This is a genomic window from Streptomyces sp. SYSU D01066-1 (genome assembly GCF_054956795.1).
Map to the genome: position 1 here is coordinate 1 of NZ_JBUDHV010000045.1, position 18245 is coordinate 18245.

Genomic DNA, 18245 nt, shown 5'->3' on the forward strand with positions numbered 1-18245 from the left:
CAGTTCCCGCATCGGTGTCCAGGGACCCGGGCGGCCCTCGGGGTCCTCCAGCACGACGTTGGCGGCGACCGCGTCGTGCCCCTCCCGGAACACGGTGGCGCTCACCTCGAACGTCTCACCCGCCACCGCCTTCGCCGGACGTCTGCCGCCCTCCACCGCCGGGCGGACGTCACGCACCGGGACACGCCCGATCCGAGGGGTCGCTCCCATCGGTTCTCACCTCCGCCGTTGCTGGAGCCGGGCCGGGGCCCGGGCCGGGGTCACGCCGCGCCGGAGGGGACCGCGCTCCCCGCCGGGGTCCGCCGGTCCACGGCCGGCGCCTTTTGTCCGGCCGCCCGGGGCCGCTCGTCCCGCTCCTGCGCATCGGTGACCAGGCCGGCCAGGTACCGTTCGGCGGCGTCCGCGGCCTCCCGCGCACACCGCTTCCCCATCAGCACGCACAGGGTGTAACCGGCGTCCTCGAACACCGCCCGCGCCGTCCGGTCGGCGGGGGAGGCGAGCATCGTCCGTTCCCGGGCCCGGTAACGCCGCAACTGCCGGTCGACCTCGGCTCTCGCAGGTAGCAGCATGGTGCCGTTCCCTTCCGGGACTCGATGGACGCGTTCTCGACCCTCGGGCGGCGACCGTGCGCGGGGGCGCGGTCGCCGTTACGGGCGATCGAGTTCTTCACACATGGTGCACGGACGGCGACGCAGCGTCTTGTTGGAACTTCAACGACGGCCTCGTGTTGCACGAATGGACTACCGCTCCCACTCTGGAGTGACTCAGAAGCGATACGTGCTCACGCTTCGTGCTCGGGGCTCGTCCCGTCGGGACGAGAAGGAGCGGGAGCCTCGCGGTGAGGAGCCGACGACGATGAAGACCGCAGTGCCCTGCTACTACCACCTCGACGTGGAAGTGAGCCCGCAGCGGGTCGGACAGGTCAGGCGCATCCTGGCCGCTCACCTCCGGTTCTGGAACCTGGAGGACCTCGTGGAACCCGTCTGCCGCGGCACCGAGATGCTGCTGCGGGCGATCGACGAGCACGCGAGCGACAAGAACACGTCGATAGAGCTGTGGTGGAACGGCCAGCACCTCATCACGGCCGTGGGCGGCAACGACCACGCCCTCCGCCCCGACCAGGACCTCCGCGGCTGTCTGCGGCACCTCGCCGCGACCAGCGACGGCTGGGGCTGCTGCGCCACCGACACCGGAGCCAAGGTCATCTGGTTCTCCCAGCGCGCCCGGGCCGGTGAACGCGTCCCGCTGGTCGCGACCGCGCCCAGGCCCATCACCCAGGAGGGGCTGGAGGTCCCGCGCGAGATCCTGCCGGTCGCCCGGCTGGCCGCGCCGGGCGCCGCGGGCGGCAACGGCGTCCTGGAGGAGGCCCGGTGACCGCGGTGCGGCCGGACTGGAGGGGGGCGCCCGTCTGGAGCGGGCACCCCTATCCGCTGGGCGCCGTCTTCGACGGACAGGGCACCAACTTCGCCCTGTTCAGCGAGGTCGCCGAACGCGTCGACCTGGTCCTCGTCGACGAGGACGGCACCCACAGCGACGTCCCCCTGCCGGAGGTCGACGGCTTCGTCTGGCACTGCTACCTGCCCGGCGTCGGACCGGGACAGCGTTACGGCTACCGCGTGCACGGCCCCTGGGCCCCGGCCGTGGGCCACCGCTGCAACCCGGCGAAGCTGCTCCTGGACCCGTACGCCCGCGCGGTGGACGGGCGGACCGACGACCACCCCTCCCTGCTGGAGCGGGGAGGGGGCCGCCCCGACCCGGCCGACAGCGCCGGGCACACCATGCTCGGCGTGGTCACCGACCCGTTCTTCGACTGGGGCGACGACCGTCCGCCCAGGCGGCCCTACGCCGACACCGTGATCTACGAGGCCCACGTCAAGGGCCTGACCCGCACCCACCCCGACGTGCCCCCGGAGCTGCGCGGCACCTACGCGGGCCTCGCGCACCCGGCGGTCGTGGAGCACCTGACCTCGCTCGGGGTGACGGCGGTGGAGCTGATGCCGGTGCACCAGTTCGTGCACGACGGCGTCCTCCAGGCCCGCGGCCTGTCGAACTACTGGGGCTACAACACCATCGGCTTCTTCGCGCCGCACAACGGCTACGCCGCCCACGGCACCCTCGGCCAGCAGGTCACCGAGTTCAAGGCGATGGTCAAGACCCTGCACGAGGCGGGCCTGGAAGTCCTCCTCGACGTGGTCTACAACCACACCGCCGAGGGCAACGAGAGAGGCCCCACCCTCTCCTTCCGGGGCATCGACAACGCCTCGTACTACCGCCTGGTGGACGGCGACTGGCAGCACTACTACGACACCACCGGCACCGGCAACAGCCTGCTGATGCGCCACCCCTACGTACTCCAGCTGATCATGGACTCGCTGCGGTACTGGGTGACCGAGATGCGCGTCGACGGGTTCCGCTTCGACCTGGCGGCCACCCTGGCCCGGCAGTTCCACGAGGTGGACCGGCTCTCGGCGTTCTTCGACCTGATCCAGCAGGACCCGGTGATCAGCCGCGTCAAGCTGATCGCCGAGCCCTGGGACGTCGGCGAGGGAGGCTACCAGGTGGGCAACTTCCCGCCGCTGTGGTCGGAGTGGAACGGCAGGTACCGCGACGCCGTACGGGACTTCTGGCGCGGTGAGGACCACACGCTGGGCGAGTTCGCGTCCCGGCTGACCGGTTCCCCCGACCTGTACCAGCACAACCGGCGCCGCCCCCGGGCCAGCGTCAACTTCGTCACCGCGCACGACGGGTTCACCCTGCGCGACCTCGTGTCGTACAACGACAAGCACAACGAGGCCAACGGCGAGGACAACGCGGACGGCGAGAGCCACAACCGGTCCTGGAACTGCGGCGTCGAGGGCCCGACGGAGGACCCGGCCGTCCGGCGGCTGCGCGCCCGCCAGCAGCGCAACCTCCTGGCCACCCTGATGCTGTCGCAGGGCATCCCGATGCTCTGCCACGGCGACGAACTGGGCCGCACCCAGCGAGGCAACAACAACGCCTACTGCCAGGACAACGAGACCTCCTGGGTCGACTGGCGGCTGACCGACGAGCAGCGCGGCCTGCTGGACTTCACCCGGCGGGTCATCGCCCTGCGCGCCGCCCACCCGGTGCTGCGCCGCCGCCGCTACTTCCGCGGTGACACCGTCACCCACGCCGGGCAGCCGCTGCCCGACCTGGTCTGGCTGCGCCCCGACGGACGGGAGATGACCGACGACGACTGGCAGCGGCCCGACGCGCACGCCGTCGGGGTCTTCCTCAACGGCGACGCCATCGCCGAACCCGACCCCCGCGGCCGGCCCGTCACCGACGACTCCTTCGTCCTGCTGCTCAACAGCCACTGGGAACCGACCGCCTTCCGGCTGCCGGACACCGCCTACGGCGAACGCTGGACGACGCTGATCGACACCGCGGCCGCCGCCGGGCCGCAGGACGTCCCCGACGAGGCGGAACACAAGGCCGGCACCCGGCTCACCGTGGAGCCGCGCAGCCTGGTGCTGCTCTCCCGGCCGTCCCGCACCGGCCGGGAAAGGGCATGACGTCAGGTTTCGCGGCGCACCGTCACCGTGAACCGCGCGCCGTCCGGGTCGCGGAGCACGGCCTCCTCCTCGCCCGCGGCCAGGACGCTGCCGCCGTGCAGCTGAGCGGCCCGGACACAGGCCGCGACGTCGGTGGTGAAGAAGTGCACCTGCCAGTGCGGCCGCACCGCCGGGTCGGGCGCCGCCCCCAGGGCACCCGACTCGATCCGCGCCACGACGTCCCCGGCGCTGCGCAGCACCACCTCGCCGCCCTCGTAGCCGACCTCGCAGGCGCCGGGCTTCCCGGTCGCCCAGTCCAGGACCTCGCCGTAGAAGATGGCCGCGTCGAAGGCGTCGCGGGTGTGCAGCCGGATGAAGGCCGGCTGGGCGTGGCGCCAGTTCTCCCAGTCGGTGAACAGCTCGCCCTCCCAGACCCCGAAGGCGGCCCCGTCCCGGTCGGCCAGCAGCGCCGCCCGGCCCGGCGGGAAGGAGATCGGGCCCACCGCGGCGGTCCCGCCGCGCTCCTGCACCCGGCCCGCCGCCTGGTCGGCGCTGACCACCGCGAAGTACGGCAGCCAGGCCACCGCCATCTGCCACATCCCGGCGACGGCGGCGATTCCGGCGGCCGGCACGCCGTCCGCGAGCGCGATCCGGAAGCGGTCGCCGAGCCGGGCCGGTCTCCACTGCCAGCCCAGCACCGCGGAGTAGAACTCCTCGGTGGCCTTGAGATCACGGCTGGTGAGACTCACCCAGCAGGGGGCCCCGTACACGGAGTGCGTGGAGAGCACGTTCCGCACGCCGGCGCGGGAGGTCATGTCGTCGTTCATGGCAGTCGCGTCCTGGTCTCGTCCACCGGCATCCACCGGTTTCCCACCAGTGTCCGGCCACAGCCGTCGGATGCGCCCGCCGAGTACCCCTACGAGACCAGCGAAGCGACGCCGGTTGACCCCGGACGGCCCAGTGGCGGACGGAGCGACCAGTGGTGACCATGGATGCGTCTCAGCGACCGGAGGTGATCATGTCCACGGACGGGGACCCGGATCAGATGGCCGAGCTGCGGGAACAGGTGCGGCAGCTCAAGGAGGCGGTCGTCTCGCACGCCGTGGTCGACCAGGCGATCGGGATGGTCGTCGTCCTCGGCCGGGTGACGCCCGACGGGGGCTGGCTGGTGCTCAAGGAGGTCTCCCAGCACACCAACGTCAAACTGCGCAACGTGGCGGAGCTGATCCTGGACTGGGGCCGTACCGGCGCGATGCCGCGGGAGATCCGGGCGGCGCTGGAGGACGCCCTGGACCGCCACGGCCCGACCCAGGTCCCGGGCGCCGGACCGCCGTAGCGGGGGCCGGGGACGTCAGCCGGTCTCGGCGAGCACCTCCTCCCGGAGCCGGGCGAAGCAGGTGCTCAGCAGCCGGGAGACGTGCATCTGGGAGATGCCGAGCTGCTGGGCTATGCAGCTCTGCGTCATGCCGCGGAAGAACCTCAGGTAGAGAATGGTGCGCTCGCGTTCCGGCAGGGCCATCAGACAGGGCTGGACGGCCACCCGGTCCACCACGGTGTCGTACGCCGGGTCCGGGCCGCCGATCGCGTCCCCGAGGGCGTAGCCGTCGGTGCCCGGCATCTCCGCCTCCAGCGACAGCGCGGTGAAGCACTCCAGCGCCTCCATGCCGGTCCGTACCTCGTCCGCGCTCAGCTGCGCGTACGCGGCGATCTCCTCGACCGTGGGGGCCCGTCCCGGTGTCGTCTGGGCCAGCTCCTTGGCGGCGCGGCGCACCCGGTTGCGCAGGTCCTGGACCCGCCGCGGTACGTGCAGCGTCCACATGTGGTCGCGGAAGTGCCGCTTGATCTCGCCGGTCACGGTGGGCACGGCGTACGCCTCGAACGCGTGGCCGCGGGCGGGGTCGTAGTGGTCGACGGCCTTGACCAGGCCGAGGGCCGCCACCTGGTAGAGGTCCTCCAGACACTCGCCGCGGCCCCGGAAGCGGACCGCGATCCGCTCGGCCATCGGCAGCCAGACCTGGATCAGGTCGTCCCGCAGCGCCTTGCGCTCCGGGCCCGGCGGCAGTCCCGCGAGCCGCGCGAAGGCTGTGCTGGTGTCGGGGGCGTCGTCGTGCGGGTGCGGTGTGGTTCGGCCGGCGATACGCATCATGCGCACCTCCCTCGGCAGGGGGGCTCTGGGTGATCGGACACCGGGAGGAGGGGGGCGGGGCCCGGGCCGCGCCGGAGCGCGCCGGGTGCGGACGCGCCGGCTTCCGTGGACGTGCCTCCGGTTCGAAGCACTCCCGGGGCGTTTCCCGCCGCGCTCTTCCCGAAACAAATACCCATATCAGGTGATTTTACGGTCACTGTGGCGATCGGGCAGATCCTGGCCGTTCCCGAGTCGATTAGCTCCGCTAAAGGATGGGTGGTGAACGTGATGTGCGGCACGCCCGGTCCGGCCGGCTTGCCGGCGCGGCGGCCGTTCCCGCTGGGCAGCGCTTGATCGTGAGCAAAAGGGGCGAACTTCCTGGCCACGGCGCATTCCGCTCATTTGACAGTGCGCTGAGCACACAGATAGGAAGCAGCTCCAAGAGGTCGAGAGGGTGCAGCGTGTACGAGCCGAACGTGGTCGGGGACTGGCAGGAGTACGACGAACACCCCGGGCTGCGGGTCCGCGTCCACCGTGTCGAGCCGGGCGAGCCGCCGCGCGGCCGGGACGACGCCGCCGAGGGACTCACCTACTTCCGGCTCCGCGTGACCGTGGAGAACCGGAGCGAACGGCGGTTCTGCGTCCACCTGGAGGACGGTCAGATCGACGTGCGGCTCGGCCCCGACGGCGAGGGCGCCTTCATCGACTGGCGCAACTCCCAGTTCGTCGAGGGCTTCGACGTCTATCCGCTGCGCCGGGTCACCGCCGTCGTCCACGCGGCCGGCGCGGAGGCCGACCTGGGACAGGTGGACGTGCAGGTGCAGCTGCGGGTCGACGACGAGTGGACCGGCCGGCGGCTGTGGACCGGCGGGGTCGGCCTCGCCGGGGATTCCGGCGGAGCGTGCCCGCCCGCGGGGCGCGAGGAACTGGAGCGGCAGATGAGCGCGTTCCTGCGAGCGCAGACGCAGGACCAGGCGGAGGAGGGCACCGCCTGACTTGTCACCGGGGGACCTGCGGGGTCAGTGCGGGATCCCGTCGATGATCTCCCGGGCGCCCTGGCGCAGCAGGGCCACGGCGACCGAGGTGCCCAGCGTGGCGGGGTCCAGCCGGCCCGCCCACTCGTGGGCGTTCAGCCGGGTCTTGCCGTCCGGGGTGAACACACAGGCGCGCAGGGAGAGTTCGCCGCCGCCGTCCACCCGCGCGTACCCGGCGATCGGGCTGTTGCAGTGCCCCTGGAGCACGTGCAGGAACATCCGCTCCGCGGTGGCCTCCCGGTGGGTGTCCGGGTGGCCGAGGCCGCTGACCGCGTCGATCAGCGCGGTGTCGTCCTCCCGGCACTGCAGCGCGAGGATGCCCGCGCCGATCGGCGGCATCATCGTCTCGGGGGAGAGGACGTCGCTGATCACGTCGGTGCGGCCGATGCGCTCCAGGCCGGAGACGGCGAGCAGCAGCGCGTCCGCGTCACCGGCGGCCAGCTTCGCCAGCCGCCGGTTGGCGTTGCCGCGCATCGGCACACACGTCAGATGCGGATGGGCGGCGGCCAGCTGGGCGACCCGGCGCACCGACGAGGTGCCGATCCTGGTGCCGGCCGGCAGCTCGTCCAGCGTGAGCCCGCCCGGGTGGACCAGGGCGTCCCGGATGTCGTCCCGCGCGAGGAACGCGGCGAACACCGTGCCGGCCGGCAGCGGCCGGTCGGCGGGCACGTCCTTGACGCAGTGCACGGCCAGGTCGGCCTCGCCGGCCAGCAGCGCGGCGTCGACCTCCTTGGTGAAGGCGCCCTTGCCCTCGACCTGGGACAGATCGCCGAGCCACCTGTCGCCGGTGGTCCTCACCGGCACCACCTCGGTGCGCACGCCGGGGTGAAGGGCCGCCAGCTCGCGCTGTACGCGCGCTACTTGGGCGAGCGCCATCGGTGAGTCACGGGAGACGACGCGGATCAGTTCGGGCATGGACATGCGGCCACGATAGTGCCTCGCGCGGGCGCCGGGCCGCCGTACGGGGACGGCCGGGGGGTGTGGCGCGGCCGGGCCGGGACTGCCGGCCGCACCGAGCCCGGTGCCGGCCCGAGACGGCCGCAGGGGATCAGGCGTAGGGGTCGAAGGTGATGCCGGAGGGCTTCGCCGAGGCCAGGTGCGAGGCGAAACTCGCGTCCTTGAGGCCGAACGTGGCGCTGCCGAAGTCGTACGCGCTCAGCTTCTCGCGCACGCCCGCCGGGTAGCCGTTCCAGCCGACCAGCGCCGGGTACTGCCAGGTGCCCTTGTGGTTCTCCGGCGGTTCGTCGTTCGCGGTCCCCAGCCGGAAGCAGTGGGTGCTGATGCCGTCCTTGTGGTAGACGACCTTGGCGTGGGTGCCCTCGAAGCGGACCGCCGAGCGCGCGTGCACGGTGAACGAGCCGTGGTTGGAGGTCGACACGTACTGCACGGTGCCGTCTCGCACCCACACCACGACGTGCTCCCAGTCGTGCCGGTGGCCGCCGAGGCCGGTACCGGCCAGCGCCTGGTCCTTCTCGAAGTACAGGCCGTACATGTACGCGCACCAGTCGCCGTCGCACTTGGCGCGCGCGTAGCCGTTGGTGTTGTCCAGGTCGGAGGCGTCCCGGCAGTCGCCGTTGAGGGCGCCGGTCGGGTTGAGGCCGCCGTTGACCGTCCCGTCGGCGCTGATGGCCGGGGTGGGGTAGCAGCCGTCGGTGTCGTAGTCGAAGGCGGGCTGGTAGGCGGCCTCGGCCGGGTCGGCGCCGGCGGGGAGCGCCGGGGGCGGGGCGGCGAAGGCGGTGGCGGGGAAGGCGACGACCAGGGCCACGGCTGCGGCGACCGTGGTGAGCCATCTTCTGCGGCGGGTCCGGGACGTGCTCGACGACACTGCGTCCTCCTCTTGGGCGCAGCCCAACGGCTGTGGGGGGATGGGGAGTTCAGCATGCCGTCGTTCCCCGTCCGTGCCAAGGGGCCCAGGCGTCCCGGTGGCGAAGCGCGATCCGGTGGACGGACCGGCGTCGTACCAGGCCGTCCGGGACGCCGGCCGCGGGCCGTCACGCCTTCGCCGCGCATGGCGCGGGACTCGCCCCGGGCCCGGGAGCGCACGCCCGGCTCGTCTTCCCCGCGCCGCGTGTACGGCGGGGACGCCAGTGGCCGGCTGCCCGGTGCGGTACGCCGGGGAGGGCCTCGCCGCGTGCGGGCGCCGACGCGCGCGGCGGCGGACAGGGCGGCCTCAACGGCGTCGGCCCCGGCGGGCCGGGTGAACCGGGCAGGGTGAACGGGACGGCGCCCGCCACACGCCGCCGCTGACCGTAGCGGGGGTGTGACGGGCGCCGGGCTGGTGGGACGTCAGCGGGAGAGGCGGATCTCGGTGAGGGTGTCCTCGGCCGTGCCGGCGCCCGACTTGTCGACCACGTAGGCGGTGCCGTCGGCGACCTCCACGTGGTTCGGGTTGGCGCCGGTGGCGACCGTCTCCTCGACGGTGCCCGTCCTCACGTCGACGCGGGTGACGTTGGCGGCGGTGCGGTTGACGACCAGGACGTCGCCGGAGCGCTCGTCGGTGGCCACCGACAGGGTGCCCGCGCCGGTCGCCACGGACTTGGTGACGACGCCCTTCTTCAGGTCGATCACGGACACGGTGCCCGCGGTCTGGTCCGCGGTGTAGGCGGTCCTGCCGTTCTTCGACAGGGAGACGGAGATCGCGCCGTCACCGGCCGGGACGAAGGTCGGCGTCTCGGAGCCGCGCGCCACCGCGATCAGCCGGTCGTTGGTCAGGTCGGCGGCGTAGACCGTGCCGGTCTTCTCATTGACGGCCAGGCCGGCCGGGCCCGCGCCCTCGACGGTGACGCGCTGCTTCTCCTTGAGCGTCTTGCTGTCGAAGGCGACCAGCGCGCCGTCACTGTAGGCGCTCGCCCATACGGTGTCGTGCTTCTCGTCGACGACGATCTCGCGGGCGTGGTTGACGTTCGGGAGGGTGGCGAGGTGCTCGCCGGTGCGCTGGCTGTAGACGGACACCGTGTTGTCGCGGGTGTTGGTCGTCCAGACGGTGTTGTGCTCGTCGTCCACGGCGACTCCGTAGACGGCCTCGACGGCGCCGGTGGCGGTGTCGGTGACCGGCGGGGTGATGTCCGACTCGATCGCGAGGGTCTCGGGGTCGACCTTCAGCAGGTGGGACTCGGTGACCGGCGGGCGGCCGACGGCGGCGGTGACCCACAGCACGTCGTTCCGCTCGGAGTAGGCCGACTGGTACAGGCCCTTGGTGAGCTTCGCCGTGGTGACCGTCGAGCCGCCGGTGTGCGCGGACGCGGTGCTCGCCAGGGTGAGGACGCTGCCCGCGGCGACCGCCACGGCGACGGCCGAGGCGGTCGCGGAACGGCGGTGGGCGCGGGTGCCGGTGAAGGACATGGTGGGGGAACTCCTTTGGTGGGGTGATGGGGTGGTGGGGTGGTGGACGGAGCTGCTGCGGAAAGGTGGCTCGGGGCGCCCGGCGTCACGCGCCGTGCGCGGGCCGCCCGGCGCGGCGGCGTACGACCATCAGCGTGGTCGCGGCGGCTCCGGCCGCACCGCCGGCCGCGGCGGCCGCCGCGGACCAGGCGACGGTCGCGTAGGAGACGGAGGAGCCGGACGCGGCCACCAGGGTGCCCGCCGCCGTCCCGGGGGCGGTGGTGGAGGAGGATTCCGCGCCGGAGCCGCCCGCCGCGGCGGCGTTCACCGTGAACTCCACCTTCAGCGACGTGGGCGGGTCGGGCGCGAGGAAGCGCAGCCAGTGGGCGCCCGCGGAGGTGTCCGCGGGGACGGTCACGTCGCCTTCGTAGGAGCCGTTCTGGTCGGTCTTCCACTGGCCGAGGATGGCCTCGTCGTCGAGTTTGACCGTCACCTGCTTCCCGGCCGGGAACTTGGTCACCGCGAAGTGCAGCGTGCCGCCGGGCTGCACCTCGCTGGCGGTGATCTCGGCCTTGGCGCCGGCGTCGTTGGTCGCGCTGGCCGGTGCGCCGGAGGCCGCGGGGACGGGGGTCGCGGAGCCGCCCGAGGAGGAGCCGGCGGAGGCGGCGGCGGTGGAACCGGACGTCACCGTGAAGTCGGCGCGCAGGCTGGTGGGCGGGTCGGGGGCGAGGAAGCGCAGCCAGTGGGCGCCTGCGGAGGTGTCCGCGGGGACGGTCACACCGCCGGAGTACGACCCGTCGGAGCCGACGGTCCACTGGCCGAGGATCTCGCTGTCGTCCAGTTTCACGGTCAGCCGCTGTCCCGCCGGGAAGCCGGTCACCCGGAAGGAGACCTTGCCGCCCGCGGCCACCCGGGACCCCGAGGTGATGGTGGCAAAGGTGCCGGAGGTACCGCTCACCGACCCCGAGCCGCCACCGCTCGCGGCGCCGCCGGAGCTGACCGTGCCGCTGCCGTCGCCCCCGGTGGAGCCGCCCGAGCCGACGGAGCCGCCCGAACCGCCGGACGAGCCGCCGGACGAGGACGACGTGACGGTGAGGTCCGCCTTCAGGCTGGTCGCCGGTTGTGGCGCCAGGAACCGCAGCCAGTGCGCCCCCGCGGCGGTCGAGCCGGGCACGGTCACCGTGCCGGAGAAGGTCCCGTCGGCCTTCACCGCGCCGGTCCACTGGCCGAGGATCTCGCTGTCGTCCAGCTTCACCGTGACGTTCTGGCCCTTGACGAACCCGGAGAGGGAGAAGGAGACCTTGCCGCCCGCGGCGACCTCGCCGCCGCTGGTCAGTCTCACCTTCGGGTCGGCGGCCGGCGTGGTGGTCCCCGTGGGCGTCGGGGTCGGCGTCGGCGTCGGCGTGGGGGAGGCGGTGGCGGCCGCGGTGACGGTCAGGCTCTCGCTCCTGACGCTGGTCTGGGGTGCCAGGAAGCGCAGCCAGTGGCCGCCGCCCGCGCTGGTGCCGGCCGGGACCGTCACCTTGTCCGAGACACTGCCGTCCGCGCCGATGGTGAACTGCTCCAGCAGCGTCGCGTCGTCGAGTTTGACGCTCAGCGTGCCGCCGGCCGGGAAGCCGGTGGCGGTGAACGCCACCTCGCCGCCGGCTTTCACCGTGGTCGCGCCCAGGGCGACCGCGGGCGCGGCCGAGTCCGCGGCCAGCGCCACCGTGTCGGTGACGCCCGCGCCGCCGGCACCGGCCGCGGCCAGTGGGACGGCGACCAGGGCGCCGAGGCCCAGCGTGGCACCGGCGGTCAGGGCCACCACGCGGCCCAGCCGGGCACCGGAGGGCGAAGCGGATCTGTCAGAGGTCATGATGGCTGCTCCTGGCAGGCGAGCGTCCCCGAGGGGACGCTTGAAGAGGAGGGCACGTTGGGGCGGCGGACAGCCGGCGCGGGAAGCGACGTGCGATCAAGTAAGGTAAGGCTAACCTAATATGGAGATCGCGAGCAGTCAAATGGAATCCGCACACCCGGTGTTCACCGGCCCGCCCGAAGCCACGGCGAACCGCCCGCCCCGCCTGCCCAGGCCGCATCCCGTCCCGCGGCTCGCCGAGCCGGTGCGGGCGCTGCCGGGCCCGGACGGCGTGGCGCGGTTCTGGGCAGAGGTCCGCCGCCTGGGCACACCGCTGGTGGGGCCCGACCCCCAGGGCAGCCCCGAGCACCGGGCGGTGACCTTCCTGTGGCGCGGCACCCCGGCCACCCGGGCCGTCGAGGTGCTGCCCAACAAGCTGGGCGACCCGCGCGACCCCGAGGGCAACCTCATGGCACCCGTCCCCGGCACGGACGTGTGGCACTGGACCCTGCGCCTGCGGCACGACTGGCGCGGCACGTACGACTTCCACGTGGACGAAGGGATTGAGGCCACCGGACCCGACTACTGGCGCCGGCTGCGGGCCCACCCCCGCTCCGACCCCTTCAACGACCGCTGTCTGCCGCGCCGCTGGGGCGGTACGCCGGTGTCGTACGCCGAACTGCCGGCCGCTCCCGACGCGGCCGACTGGGCGCCGCGGCCGGACGTCGCGCACGGCACCCTCACCGAGCACCGGGTGCCCAGCCCCCGGCTCGGCGGCGACCGGCGGGTCTGGCTGTACGCGCCCCCGGCGCCCCCCGGCGGGCCGGTGCCGTCCGCCGGGCTGCCGGTGCTGGTCCTGCTGGACGGCGAGCACTGGGGGCCCTGGCTCGGCCTGGCGCACCTGCTGGACAACCTGATCGCCGACGGACGGATCCCGCCGCTGGCCGCCGTACTGCCGGAGGCCGTGGACGAACCCACCCGCTGGGCGGAGCTGAGCTGCCGGCCCGGGTACGTCGCCCACCTCACGGACGAACTGCTGCCGTGGGCGGCCGGGCGGCTGCCCCTCACCGCCGACCCGGCACGGACCGTCGTCGCCGGGCAGAGCCTGGGCGGGCTCACCGCCGCGTACGCCGCCGCGACCGCCCCGCACCGCTTCGGCAACGCCCTCGTCCAGTCGGGTTCGTTCTGGTGGCCCGTCGGAGAACACGCCGAGTGGCTCACCCGGGCCCTCGCCGGGGCGCCGCGGCTGCCGGTGCGCTTCTGGCTCTCCTTCGGCGAGCAGGAGTGGGTCGCCCTGCCCGCCGCCCGGCGGCTGCGCGAGACCCTGCGGGAGCTGGGATACCACGATTCCTCCTACCGGGAGTTCAACGGCGGTCACGACTACCTGTGCTGGCGCACGGAACTGGCCGACGGCCTCGTGGCACTCCTGGGCCGCTGACCCGGACCGGCTCGCGCACCACACAGGCGGCGGTCCGGCCGGCCGGCACCCGCGCATCGGTGACGGTCCCTCCGGGCAGCCCGGCCGGGCGGGGGCCGCTGCCCAGGTGGCGCCCGCGCGGGACGTCCCCGGACAGGCCCTCGCCGGTCGCCTCGGGATACGCCTCCTCGCGGGTCCGGCAGCGGGCGAAGGCGCCGGGACGGGCCCCGGCGGACAGCCGCGCCGGCTCCGCCCGTTCGGCGCGGTGCGGTGACCGGGCGGCGTCCTCGGAAAGGCGCGGCCCGGGCACCCGCTCGACGTCGACGCCCACCGGGCGGGCGGCGAGGGCCGGCAGGGCGGGGTCCGCGGTGTGCGAGAGGGAGAAGTACAGGCCGTCCCCGGCCGGACCGGCGCCGGCGGGGCGGCCGGGCGGCCCGTCGCGGCCCGGGCAGGGCAGCCGGGCCGGCGCCATCCCGGCGGGCGGCAGGCCCAGCCGCTCGCCGAGCAGGCGGCGCAGCGTGCCGTGCGCGGCGACGTACAGCGCCCGCTCGGCGGGCCGCCGCGGCGCCGCCGTCCCGCGCCGCTCGGCGGCGTCGGGGACGGCGTGCGGGGCGGCGTCGCACGGCGCGTCCGGCGCGGGGGCGCGCACGACCCACAGGGACGCGCCCCGCACTCCGGCCGCACGCACCGCCGTCGCCGTGCTCATCGCCGGTCCGCCTCCGCCACCCGGCTCAGGCACGCCGCGTGCGGGGCCGGACCGAAGCGGGCCGTCCACCCGGCGGGCACCGCGCGCCAGGCCGGCCACAGGGACCGCAGTCCGCCCGCGTTCTCCAGCACCAGATGGCTGCCGTGGCCGTCGTCGGACCCGGCGTCGAAGGGGCCGATGGCGTCGGGGATCATGCGTCCAGCTCCTTCAGACGGGCGCTCAGGACCGCCGCGATGTCGTCGAGGTACCGGTCCCGCATCAGCTGCGGATGGGTGCAGTCCAGGTCGAGGTTGACGATCCGTCCGGTCACGTACGGCCGCCACGCCCGCCTGGTCAGCCAGTCCTCGGCACGCGGCGCGGCGGCGGTGAAGAACACCATGTCGCCGTCGTAGACCCGGTGCTCGTGCTCGCGCATCATGCGGGCGTGGTTGGGGACGATGTCCACGATCCGCGACAGGGTGCGGTCGGTGAGCCCGGCCAGCGGGCTGCCGGCCGCGCGCAGGGTGGCCAGCACGTCCTCCCGGGTGCGCTCGGTGGTGCGGTCGAAGCCCGCCATGCGCAGCACGGCGGTGAGCGCGTCGCCCTCCTCGGGCGCGGGCCGCTCCCGCCACTGCTCGGCGGGGAACGCGTCCAGCAGCGCGAGCAGGTCGACCCGCTCGCCGGCCTCCTGGAGCAGGACGGCCACGGTGTGCGCCAGGACCCCGCCCACCGACCAGCCCACCAGGCGGTACGGGCCGTGCGGCTGGACGCGGCGGATCTGCGCCGCGTAGTCCTCCGCCTCCTCCTGGAGGGTGCGCGGCAGCTCCCCGTCCCCGGTCAGGCCCCGGGCCTGCAGGCCGTACACCGGCAGCCCGGGCAGCCGCGCGGTCAGTCCCGCGTAGCACCAGGCCAGCCCGCCCGCCGGATGGATGCCGAACAGCGGGGTGCCCGCGCCCTCGGCGCGCAGCGGCAGGACCACGCCCAGGGCGTCGTCGGAGGCGGGCGCGGCGGCGTCCAGCCGGGCGGCCAGCGCGGCCGGCGTCGGCGCCTCGAACAGCGAGCCGATGGTCAGCTCGGCGCCGAACTCCTCCCGGACGCGCCCGACCAGGCGGACGGCCAGCAGCGAGGTGCCGCCCAGGTCGAAGAACGCGTCGTCGGGACCGACCTCCCGCACGTCCAGCACCTCGGCGAACAGGCCGGTCAGGGCCTCCTCGCGGGCGGAGGCGAAGGGCCGCGCGCCCGTGCCGCCGGCGAAGACCGGGGCGGGCAGTTCGCGGCGGTCCAGCTTGCCGTTGGGGGAGAGCGGGAAGGAGTCCAGCGCGACCACGGCCGCCGGGACCATGTGCTCGGGCAGCCGGCGGGACAGCGCCGCCCGGACCTCCACCGGGTCCGCGCCGCCGGTCACGTACCCCACGAGCCGGTCGTCGCGGACCAGCGCGCACGCCGCGTCCACGCCCGGCAGGGCCGCCAGCGCCGCCTCGATCTCGCCCAGTTCGATGCGCTGGCCGCGCAGTTTGACCTGGTGGTCGGTGCGGCCCAGGTACTCGACCTCGCCGCGGTCGGTCCAGCGGGCCAGGTCGCCGGTGCGGTACATCCGGCTGCCCGCCGGTCCGAACGGGTCGGCGACGAACCGGGTCGCGTTCAGCTCGGGCCGGCCCAGATAGCCGTCGGCGAGCTGGACGCCCGCCAGGTACAGCTCGCCCGGCACCCCGGGCGGGCAGGGCTGGAGGGCGGCGTCCAGGACGTGCAGGCGGGTGTTCCACACCGGGCGTCCGATCGGCACCGGACCGGAATCCGCCGGGTCGCAGGCGTGGTACGTGACGTCGACGGCGGCCTCGGTCGGCCCGTACAGGTTGTGCAGTTCCACGCCCGGCAGGGCGCGGGCGAAGGCGGACGCCGTCTCGCGGGGCAGCGCCTCGCCGCTGCAGAACACCCGGCGCAGCACCTGCCCGCACTCCGCCGCCCGCGGCTCCCCGAGGAACACCTGGAGCATCGACGGCACGAAGTGGCAGGTGGTAACCGCGCTTTCACGGATCAGCCGGGCCAGGTACGCCGGGTCCTTGTGGCCGCCGGGCTCGGCGACCACCAGCGCCGCGCCCTCGCGCAGCGGCCAGAAGAACTCCCACACGGACACGTCGAACGACGACGGCGTCTTCTGCAGCACCCGGTCGGCCGGGGTCAGCCCGTACTCCGCCTGCATCCAGCGCAGCCGGTTGTCGATCGCCCGGTGCGGTACGACGACGCCCTTGGGGCGGCCGGTGGAACCGGAGGTGTAGATGACGTACGCCGGGTGGGCCGGGGTGAGGGCGCGGGCCGGGTCGGTCCGGGCGTACCCGGACAGGTCGAGCCCGTCCAGCACCACCGCCTGGGTGCGGGTGCCCTCGGGGAGGCGGCCGGCGCGGTCGGTGACCGCGCACACCGGCTCCGCGTCGTCGAGCATGTACGCCAGCCGCTGCGCCGGGTAGTCCGGGTCCAGCGGCAGATAGGCGGCGCCCGCCTTCAGCACGGCCAGCAGCGACACGATCAGCTCCACCGAGCGCGGCACCGACACGGCCACCACCGTGCCCGGCCGGGCGCCGAGGGACTGCAGGTGCCGGGCGAGCCGGTTGGCGCGGCGGTTCAGCTCCGCGTAGGTGAGCGTGGTGTCCCCGAAGACCAGCGCGGTGGCGTCCGGGGTACGGGCGGCCCGCGACTCGACGGGGCCGATCAGGGTGGTCGGCGGCAGGGCGCGTCCGGTGCGGTTGAACTCGTCGACGACCAGCGCCCGTTCGGCGGGGGTGGCGATGGAGTGCACGGCGAGGGGCGCCTGCGGGTCGGTGCCGGTCAGCCGGTCCACCAGGTGCAGGAACCGCTCCTGGTGCGCGGCGAGGTCGGCGTCCTCGTACAGGGCGGGGTTGCCGTCGTGGTCGACGCGCAGCCCGCGGCCGTCGGCGCGGTCGTAGATGTTGACGGTGAGGTCGTCCACCGGGCCCGCGGACAGGTTGCGGGCGCGCGCGGGGGCGCCGGCGAAGTCCACGCCGTAGTCGAACGGCATCACGTTGACCAGCGGTCCCACCAGGCCCCGGCTCTCGCCGAGCAGACCCAGGTCGCGGCGGATGTCCTCGTAGCGGTAGCGCTGGTGGCGGCGGACCTCGCGGATGCCGAGCACCACCTGCCGGACCAGTTCCGCGAAGGTGGCGTCCGGGGTGACGGTGAGCCTGAGCGGCAGCACGTTCATCACCATGCCGGGCACCCGCAGCGCCACCGACCCCATGCGGCCCATCATCGGCAGACCGAGGACCACGTCGGTACGGGCGGTGGCGCGGGCGGTGTACAGGGCCTGCGCGGCGATCAGCACGTCCGGCCAGGTGGCGCGCAGCCGCTGGGCCAGCTCCTTCAGCCCCTCGGTGGTCTCCGGGGAGAGGTGGGCGCTGCGGCGGCGGAACGTACGGGACGGCAGCGCGCCGCGCCCGGCCAGCCGGGGCGCCTCCGGACGGTCCCCGAACGCCTGGGACCAGTGCGCCCGGTCGGCCTCGAATGCGGCCGAGGACCGGTAGGCGGCGTCGTCCGCGACCAGGTCGGCCAGCGAGCCGAAGGAGCGCGGGGGCGGCTCCTCGCCGCGGGCCAGCGCCGAGTACACCTCGGCGGTGCGGCGCACCAGCAGCGAGTAGCCGTAGCCGTCCATGACGAGGTGGTGGATGCGCTGGTACCACAGCCACCGGTCCGCGCCGACCCGGAACAGGGCGTGCCGGAACAGCGGCCCCGCCGCCAGGTCGAACGGTTCGGCCAGGTCGGCGCGCATCCACGCCTCCGCTTCGGCCGGGGTGGCCGGCTCCCGTACCGTCAGCGGCAGTTCCACGGCCTCGGCGAGGTGCTGCCGGGGCCCGTCCGGGGTGTCCTCGACGCGGACCCGCAGCGCCTCGGCCTCCGCGGCCACCCGGCCGAGGGCGTCCGCGAACAGCGCGGGATCGAGCGGTCCGTCGATCTCCAGGCACTCGGCGGTGTTCTGCGCGGGGCTCAGCGGGTCGAGGGCCTGCGCGTACCACATGCCCGACTGGGCGGCCGTCAGCGGCAGTACGGCGGGCGCGCCCACCTCCGCGAGGGCGGTCATGCCGCCCCCAGCAGCGGGGCCCAGGCCTCGATGGCGGGCTGTTCGGCGAGATCGGCGAAGCCGGCGGTCACGGCGTGCTCGCGGCGCCAGCGCTCCAGGAGCGTCATGATGCGGACCGAGTCCAGGCCGTAGTCGACGAGGTTCTCGTCGAGGGGGATGTCCGCCGCGTCCTCGCCGAGGCAGTCGGCGACGTCGGCACGGATCTGTTCGACGGTGAGCGCCAT

Annotated in this window: 17 protein-coding genes; 5 read left to right on the forward strand and 12 right to left on the reverse strand. The window is 74.3% G+C overall.

Annotation, left to right across the window (positions count from 1 at the left end; genetic code table 11):
* Both ACY1JF_RS28585 and ACY1JF_RS28590 read right to left on the reverse strand, forming a co-directional pair.
* Positions 1-210 (reverse strand): maltotransferase domain-containing protein (locus ACY1JF_RS28585; protein WP_462708154.1); only part of this gene is annotated, 210 nt, incomplete at its 3' end.
* 50 nt (positions 211-260) lie between these two features.
* Positions 261-569 (reverse strand): DUF5133 domain-containing protein, encoded by a 309-nt coding sequence (locus ACY1JF_RS28590; RefSeq protein WP_462708155.1) that lies wholly within the window; start codon positions 567-569, stop codon positions 261-263.
* A 286-nt stretch (positions 570-855) separates the two neighbouring features.
* Between ACY1JF_RS28590 and ACY1JF_RS28595 the strand changes: the two genes are divergently transcribed.
* Both ACY1JF_RS28595 and glgX read left to right on the forward strand, forming a co-directional pair.
* Positions 856-1374 carry a pep a2 gene (locus ACY1JF_RS28595; RefSeq protein WP_462708156.1) on the forward strand — a complete coding sequence of 173 codons (519 nt, stop codon included), beginning with the start codon at positions 856-858 and terminating at the stop codon, positions 1372-1374.
* Complete coding sequence (gene glgX, locus ACY1JF_RS28600; RefSeq protein WP_462708157.1) at positions 1371-3536, forward strand: glycogen debranching protein GlgX; 2166 nt, start codon at positions 1371-1373, stop codon at positions 3534-3536. The genes ACY1JF_RS28595 and glgX overlap by 4 nt, the downstream gene beginning before the upstream one ends.
* Before the next feature lie 2 nt (positions 3537-3538).
* On the opposite strand, the gene ACY1JF_RS28605 is transcribed toward glgX, so the two are convergent.
* Positions 3539-4342, reverse strand: coding sequence for a VOC family protein (locus tag ACY1JF_RS28605; protein ID WP_462708158.1), 804 nt, complete (start codon positions 4340-4342; stop codon positions 3539-3541).
* Positions 4343-4533: 191 nt separating this feature from the next.
* On the opposite strand from ACY1JF_RS28605, the gene ACY1JF_RS28610 reads away from it, so the two are divergent.
* Positions 4534-4851 carry an ANTAR domain-containing protein gene (locus tag ACY1JF_RS28610; protein WP_462708159.1) on the forward strand — a complete coding sequence of 106 codons (318 nt, stop codon included), beginning with the start codon at positions 4534-4536 and terminating at the stop codon, positions 4849-4851.
* 15 nt (positions 4852-4866) lie between these two features.
* Here the strand turns inward: ACY1JF_RS28610 and ACY1JF_RS28615 are convergent, their stop codons facing one another.
* Entirely contained in the window at positions 4867-5658 is a 792-nt protein-coding gene (locus ACY1JF_RS28615) for an RNA polymerase sigma factor SigF (RefSeq protein ID WP_462708202.1), read from the reverse strand.
* A gap of 443 nt (positions 5659-6101) precedes the next feature.
* Here ACY1JF_RS28615 and ACY1JF_RS28620 point away from each other — a divergent pair, with 443 nt between their 5' ends.
* Positions 6102-6635 (forward strand): hypothetical protein, encoded by a 534-nt coding sequence (locus ACY1JF_RS28620; protein WP_462708160.1) that lies wholly within the window; start codon positions 6102-6104, stop codon positions 6633-6635.
* 24 nt (positions 6636-6659) lie between these two features.
* Here ACY1JF_RS28620 and hemC read toward each other — a convergent pair whose 3' ends face one another.
* The 4 genes from hemC to ACY1JF_RS28640 all read right to left on the reverse strand — a co-directional run bounded on the left by hemC (position 6660) and on the right by ACY1JF_RS28640 (position 11850).
* Positions 6660-7595 carry a hydroxymethylbilane synthase gene (hemC, locus tag ACY1JF_RS28625; RefSeq protein ID WP_462708161.1) on the reverse strand — a complete coding sequence of 312 codons (936 nt, stop codon included), beginning with the start codon at positions 7593-7595 and terminating at the stop codon, positions 6660-6662.
* 127 nt (positions 7596-7722) lie between these two features.
* Positions 7723-8499: an NPP1 family protein gene (locus tag ACY1JF_RS28630; protein ID WP_462708162.1), complete on the reverse strand. Its 777-nt coding sequence runs from the start codon at positions 8497-8499 to the stop codon at positions 7723-7725.
* A gap of 461 nt (positions 8500-8960) precedes the next feature.
* Positions 8961-10016 (reverse strand): YncE family protein, encoded by a 1056-nt coding sequence (locus ACY1JF_RS28635; RefSeq protein WP_462708163.1) that lies wholly within the window; start codon positions 10014-10016, stop codon positions 8961-8963.
* A gap of 85 nt (positions 10017-10101) precedes the next feature.
* Positions 10102-11850, reverse strand: a complete 1749-nt coding sequence (locus tag ACY1JF_RS28640; RefSeq protein WP_462708164.1) for a hypothetical protein — start codon at positions 11848-11850, stop codon at positions 10102-10104.
* A 142-nt stretch (positions 11851-11992) separates the two neighbouring features.
* Here ACY1JF_RS28640 and fes point away from each other — a divergent pair, with 142 nt between their 5' ends.
* Positions 11993-13267, forward strand: coding sequence for an enterochelin esterase (fes, locus tag ACY1JF_RS28645; RefSeq protein WP_462708165.1), 1275 nt, complete (start codon positions 11993-11995; stop codon positions 13265-13267).
* Here fes and ACY1JF_RS28650 read toward each other — a convergent pair.
* From ACY1JF_RS28650 to ACY1JF_RS28665, 4 genes are read right to left on the reverse strand one after another with little or no spacing between them, the layout of a single operon-like run.
* A complete protein-coding gene (locus ACY1JF_RS28650; protein ID WP_462708166.1) occupies positions 13194-13952 on the reverse strand; it encodes a 4'-phosphopantetheinyl transferase family protein in 759 nt (252 codons plus the stop codon). The two genes, fes and ACY1JF_RS28650, sit on opposite strands and share 74 nt — an antisense overlap.
* Positions 13949-14146 (reverse strand): MbtH family NRPS accessory protein, encoded by a 198-nt coding sequence (locus ACY1JF_RS28655; RefSeq protein WP_462708167.1) that lies wholly within the window; start codon positions 14144-14146, stop codon positions 13949-13951. The genes ACY1JF_RS28650 and ACY1JF_RS28655 overlap by 4 nt, the downstream gene beginning before the upstream one ends.
* Complete coding sequence (locus tag ACY1JF_RS28660) at positions 14143-18021, reverse strand: amino acid adenylation domain-containing protein (RefSeq protein ID WP_462708168.1); 3879 nt, start codon at positions 18019-18021, stop codon at positions 14143-14145. Before ACY1JF_RS28660 ends, ACY1JF_RS28655 begins: the two co-directional genes overlap by 4 nt.
* Positions 18018-18245 carry a phosphopantetheine-binding protein gene (locus tag ACY1JF_RS28665; RefSeq protein ID WP_462708169.1) on the reverse strand — a complete coding sequence of 76 codons (228 nt, stop codon included), beginning with the start codon at positions 18243-18245 and terminating at the stop codon, positions 18018-18020. Before ACY1JF_RS28665 ends, ACY1JF_RS28660 begins: the two co-directional genes overlap by 4 nt.